General features: G+C 52.3%; 8 protein-coding genes. 4 read left to right on the plus strand and 4 right to left on the minus strand.

From position 1 onward, the window contains the following. A partial coding sequence (locus D6694_07690; protein ID RMH42700.1) for a J domain-containing protein occupies nt 1-294 on the plus strand: 294 nt, incomplete at its 5' end. After that, nucleotides 294-584, plus strand: a complete 291-nt coding sequence (locus tag D6694_07695; GenBank protein ID RMH42701.1) for a MerR family transcriptional regulator — start codon at nt 294-296, stop codon at nt 582-584. The genes D6694_07690 and D6694_07695, both read left to right, overlap by 1 nt. Before the next feature lie 8 nt (nt 585-592). Here D6694_07695 and motB read toward each other — a convergent pair whose 3' ends face one another. Continuing rightward, complete coding sequence (gene motB / locus D6694_07700) at nt 593-1,498, minus strand: motility protein MotB (GenBank protein ID RMH42702.1); 906 nt, start codon at nt 1,496-1,498, stop codon at nt 593-595. Next, a complete protein-coding gene (gene motA / locus D6694_07705) occupies nt 1,488-2,342 on the minus strand; it encodes a flagellar motor stator protein MotA (GenBank protein RMH42703.1) in 855 nt (284 codons plus the stop codon). Before motA ends, motB begins: the two co-directional genes overlap by 11 nt. A gap of 60 nt (nt 2,343-2,402) precedes the next feature. Between motA and psd the strand changes: the two genes are divergently transcribed. After that, nucleotides 2,403-3,323 (plus strand): phosphatidylserine decarboxylase, encoded by a 921-nt coding sequence (gene psd / locus D6694_07710; GenBank protein RMH42704.1) that lies wholly within the window; start codon nt 2,403-2,405, stop codon nt 3,321-3,323. Here psd and genX read toward each other — a convergent pair. Further along, on the minus strand, nt 3,312-4,280 hold the full coding sequence (gene genX, locus D6694_07715; protein ID RMH42705.1) for an EF-P lysine aminoacylase GenX: 969 nt from the start codon (nt 4,278-4,280) through the stop codon (nt 3,312-3,314). The genes psd and genX overlap by 12 nt on opposite strands. Further along, nucleotides 4,267-4,836 (minus strand): elongation factor P, encoded by a 570-nt coding sequence (efp, locus tag D6694_07720; protein RMH42706.1) that lies wholly within the window; start codon nt 4,834-4,836, stop codon nt 4,267-4,269. The genes genX and efp overlap by 14 nt, the downstream gene beginning before the upstream one ends. Nucleotides 4,837-4,852: 16 nt before the next feature. On the opposite strand from efp, the gene D6694_07725 reads away from it, so the two are divergent. Beyond that, on the plus strand, nt 4,853-5,612 hold a 760-nt coding region (locus tag D6694_07725), incomplete at its 3' end, for a KamA family radical SAM protein (protein RMH42707.1).

Raw genomic sequence — 5,612 nt, forward strand, 5'->3', positions numbered from 1 at the left:
GATATCTATCTGGACTTACCTGTGACACCGTGGGAGGCAGCTTTGGGTGCACAGGTTGAGGTGCCGACCTTGGATGGACGTGTGCGCATGAAGATCCCGGCGAATGCCAGAACCGGTCAGAAGCTCAGAATTCCAGACCGAGGACTAGGAAGAGGCGCTCGTGGCGATCAGTACGTGGTGCTCAAGATGATCAACCCGCCGGTGGAAAACGAAGCACAGAAGGCGGCCTATCGAAAATTAGCAGAGATCTACCAAGGGTTTGATCCAAGGGCTGACCTCGGGAGGAAGGGATAATGAACGAGCGACGAGTGGTTGAGTGGCTTAACGAAGAAATGCGTCTAACGTTGTCTGAGCTTCGCGATGCGCTTGCCGTATCGGACGCGACGTGGGAGGCTTTGGTTGACGAGGGAATTGTCGATCCTGTTTGTGACCAGTTCACTGGTCTTGATTTGCGCCGCGCGCGCCAGGCAATTGTGTTGCACGAGCAGCTGGAGATCAATTGGGCCGGGGTGGCCCTGATTCTTGAACTGCTGGAGCGGATTCAGCAACTGGAAGCTAGACTAGCGAGTATGGGTTACCATTGACAGTGTGCTCAAGGTTTGGGGCGTTTATTGATGTCGTCGGCCATCTTATTGAGTTCGTTCATGACGTTACTTCGCTCAATGGCGTCTGCCGCAGACTGTTTCAGAATAATGATCGCAATGCGACGATTGATTGGATTGTGGGGGTTTTTGGGATCAAGCAAGACCGAGTCGGCCAATCCTTCGACGCGAGCGATTCTGTCGGGCGGCAGGCCACCCCTGACCAATTCGCGCCGAGCGGCATTGGCCCGATCGGCCGACAACTCCCAGTTTGAGTAGTTGGGACGTCCAAGATAGGGGATTCGGTCGGTATGGCCGGTAATGCTGACCTTGTTAGGCACATTACGGATGACCTCGGCCAGCCTTCTTAGTATGGCCGCCGCAAAGGGTTTTAAGCGGGCGCTCCCGGCCTCAAACATTGGCCGATTGGTCTTATCGAAAATTTGTACGCGCACGCCATCCGGTACGATATCCACATAAATTTGTTCTTTGATGTCTCGAAATCTCGGCGAACTGGCCACAAGCGCTTCAAGTTGTTCTTTCAACGCTTCCAGGCGCTCTTGTTCTTTTTGGGCCGCCAGTTCTTCAACTTTACTTTCGTCGATATCGGGTTTGGGGGTTGATGACGTTTCCATCGGGCTATCCAGTTTCGGTGCCTGCATTTCAATCACAGCACTATCTGCGCCACCTGGCCCCACGATGGCCCCGCCGGGATCCTTAAAATAGCCGGAAATATAGCGCTTTTGCTGGGGCGTTGCGTTGTTTTGTAACCACAAGACGAGGAAAAACGCCATCATTGCGGTGGCAAAATCAGCAAATGCGACTTTCCATGACCCACCATGATGGCCTTTGGCCTGTGGGCGTTTTTTCTTCACCACAATGAGTGGCTGTTTTTTGTTATCGTTGTTATTCGCCATGGCGAATACGATTCTCTAGAGTTTCGAACGAGGGCCTTATCGAATACGGGATTGCTTTACGGCCAAATTCGACGGCTACTTGTGGTGGCATGCCATTGATTGTGGCGATCAAGGCTGCTTTGATCACGAGAAAATAATTGACCTGATCGTGTGCCCGTTTTTCCAAGGCTTGGCTAATTGGACCAACAAAACCATAGGCCATGAGAATGCCAAGAAAGGTGCCCACCAGTGCCGCAGCGACATGTACACCAAGCTCATTTGGTGGCCCGCCGAGCGATTTCATCGTAATCACAATGCCAAGTACAGCGGCGACAATACCAAACCCTGGTAGGGCATCGGCAACTTTGGCCACCGCATGCGCGGGTTGCGCGGCTTCTTCTCGGATACTGTCGATCTCGACATCCATAAGGTTGTCCAATTCGAACGGAGACATATCACCCACCACAATCATTCGCAAATAGTCGCAGATAAAATCTCTGGTTTCGTGATCACGCATGACCAACGGGTACTTTGTGAAGATGTCGGAACTTTCTGGTTCATCGACATCTGACTCGATGGCAATCAAACCATCCCGCCTGATTTTGTTAAACACTTCAAACAGCATCGCGAGCGTTTCGAGGTAAAGCGCACTGTTGTAGCGGCTTTTGAAAAGCAGCTGGGGGATGAGTTTGAATACCGAAAGTACGATTTTCGGCGGATTGGCGATGACAAAAGCGCCAAATGCAGCGCCTCCAATGATGATCAGTTCAAAAGGTTGCCATAGCGCCGCCAGTTCGCCATGGGATAGGACATAACCGCCGAGAACCGACGCGATCACGATAATAAAGCCAAAAATCAGGCCCATAAGCGTATCGTTTGTATGTGTGATGTATTTAAAAGTAGCAGAAATTGCGAGATTTACTTCATGGCTTCGTCTGCGACGGATATAATCATCGGGCTTTATGAGTCTTTGAGGAGAGGTTTCCCTTTGTCTTTAGAAGTCATCAAAGTGTGGTCTCAATACTTACTTCCGCAAATTACGCTCACCCGACTTGCTGGCTGGGCGGCCAACCGCAAGCTAGGGGCTTTCGGACGTCGTGTCGTGCGCTGGTTTGTTCGCCACTATGGCGTGGATATGAGCGAAGCGGTTGAGCCATCGATCGAGGCCTATTCGACTTTTAATGAGTTTTTCACACGTGCCATCGATCTCTCCAACCGTCCCCTGTGTGATGAGCCGTTTGTGGCCTCTCCAGCCGATGGTGCGATCAGTCAGTTCGGACCCATCGAGCACGAGCGTTTGATTCAGGCGAAAGGGCGCAACTTTCAGTTACAAGATTTATTGGCGGGTGATGAAAAGGCCACACAGACGTTTGCGCATGGTCAATTCATGACGATTTATCTGTCGCCACGGGACTATCATCGCGTGCATATGCCACTTTCAGGGCGACTAACCGAAACGGTCTATGTTCCGGGCAGACTGTTTTCGGTGAACCCATTGACAGCGCAGTATGTACCGAATCTGTTTGCTCGCAATGAACGCCTGATTTGTTATTTTGAGACCAATGAAGGGCCGATGGCGATGATTCTGGTTGGGGCGACGATTGTCGGGAGTATCGCGACGGTATGGGGGGGAGTGGAAGTGCCCCCACGAAGCAAATCAGTGATACGTCGTGCTTTTGAAAATGGTCCGGAACTGGCTAAAGGCGAGGAAATGGGACGCTTTCAGCTGGGCTCCACTGTGATTATGTTATTTCCTCAAAACTCGGTATCGTGGCTTTCGGATTTGCGACCCGGGCAAGCGGTCAAAGTGCGGCAAGCCCTCGCCGAAAGGCGGTCATGCTCGTGACCAGGGAAAGGCGAGCACGTCCTCGATCGTTTGACTGTCGGTCAGGCACATCATCAATCGGTCGAGACCCAGCGCAACCCCCGCACATTCAGGCAGCCCATGGGATAAGGCTTCCATAAACCAAGGATCGATGCGTCTTTCCGGCTTGCCGCGGGCCTTGCGCTGCTCGTTATCGCTGGTAAAACGTTGCCATTGTTCATCTGGATCGCAGAGCTCCCAATAACCGTTGGCCAATTCCACACCTTTCCAGTACACCTCGAACCGGTGGGCAACGCGCGGGTCCTGTCGGTTGATACGGGCCAGCGCGGCTTGCGAGGCCGGATAGTCGGTCACAATGACCGGATGCGACTGGCCCAGATCGGGTTCAATGCCAAGGCTAAAGAGCACTTGCAGCGCATCATCACGACCGAGCCCTTGCGGAAGCTGGCCGAAATGTTGCTGGGCGGTTTCAAGCAATGTGTCATCGGTCACGCTCAGCGGGTCGAGACCGAAGTGATCGACAAAGAGTGTCTGGTAGCTGATAAAGACGGCTGGTGGCGCATTGGCCACTTCTTGCAGAAACGCATCCACTTCTTTGGCGAGTTCGCGATCATCGAAATTGAGGCGATACCATTCGAGCAGCGAAAATTCAGGGTTGTGCCGTCGCCCTTGTTCCTCCGCACGAAATGCCCGAAAAATTTGAAAGCAGTCCCCTACACCAGCGGCGAGTAAGCGTTTCATCGCGTATTCTGGCGACGTCTGTAAAAAGCCTTGGCCGACACTGGCTCCGGAGGCGCAGATTGGCTCCAAATGCAAGTCGGTGACGCTGTGGTGGCATAGAATGGGTGTTTCTACTTCGAGTATGTTCCGTGCTTGAAAAAATGCACGGACATCGGCCAGCAATTTGGCACGGCGCCGAAGGGTATCTATCGAGGCTGTTGGCGGCCAATCGGCCGCCGCAAGCTTATTCTTTGACACGAGAAACGTATTCGCCCGTGCGGGTGTTGACTTTGATTTTTTCGCCAATTTGAACAAAGAGTGGCACGTTGACGACGGCCCCTGTGTTGAGGGTGGCAGGTTTTGAGCCACCGCTGGAAGTGTCTCCTTTAAGCCCAGGATCGGTATCAACCACTTCGAGTACCACATGGTTGGGTGGCGTGACGGCAATGGGATTGCCATTCCATAAAGTGACTTGGCAAATGTCCTGCTCAATCAACCATTTGGCGTTATCGCCCACGGCATTTTTATCGGCGCTGACCTGGTCAAATGTGTTAGGATCCATGAAGAACCAGAATTCGCCATCGTTGTAGAGGTATTGTAAATCAAGGTCGATCACGTCAGCGGCTTCAACACTTTCTCCGCTCTTGAATGTGCGTTCGACGACCTTACCGTTCAGTAGGTTGCGGATTTTGACGCGATTGAAAGCTTGGCCTTTACCGGGTTTGACAAACTCGTTTTCAATGATGGCGCATGGTTCACCATCAATCATGATTTTTAAGCCATTACGAAACTCATTGGTACTATAACTTGCCATGACACATTTCTCTCATATGGGTTCACAACAAAAACCAGCCGGTATGATACCCTTTTTTGACGCCGAACGGCAGTCATCGATTTGGAAGCACGAGCTCAAGCAAGCTTACCGCAGTGTCCGTGAACTGTTGACCGCACTTTCCCTGTCGCCGGAGCGTGTGCCGGAAGTGGTGACCGAGAGCGATTTCCCGCTATTGGTCCCGCGGCCTTTTGTCGCTCGCATGACGCCAGGAGACCCTATGGACCCCTTGTTGCGGCAAGTGCTGCCGGTCTCGGCTGAGCATCAGAAAGTGGCAGGATTTGTGGCGGACCCGTTGGCAGAACATGGCCAACCGACGCCTTGGCTGCACAAATATCGGTCACGTGTCTTGCTGACGCTGACCGGTGGCTGCGCTGTCAACTGTCGCTACTGTTTTCGTCGACATTTCCCTTATCATGCCCATCGAATGGGGAAGATGGATTGGCAACAGTTAGCTGATTTGCTTCATCGGCATCCGGAAATCAACGAAATTATCTTAAGCGGTGGCGAACCGTTACTCGTTGAGGATGCGCAGCTTGCAGAAATTGCAGCTTGGATTGGGCAACAACCTAACATTAAGCGCTGGCGGATCCACACACGCATGCTGGTGGTGATCCCCGCTCGAATTACGTCCGAATTATGCAAGATTTTGAGTAATACTAAACCTTGTGTTGTGGTGCTTCATATCAATCACCCAAACGAGATCGATGCGTCCCTGTGCGAACATCTTCAACCGCTCAGAAAAGCAGGCGTTTGGC

It is taken from the genome of Gammaproteobacteria bacterium (assembly GCA_003696665.1).
In the GTDB taxonomy this organism is placed as follows: Bacteria; Pseudomonadota; Gammaproteobacteria; order Enterobacterales.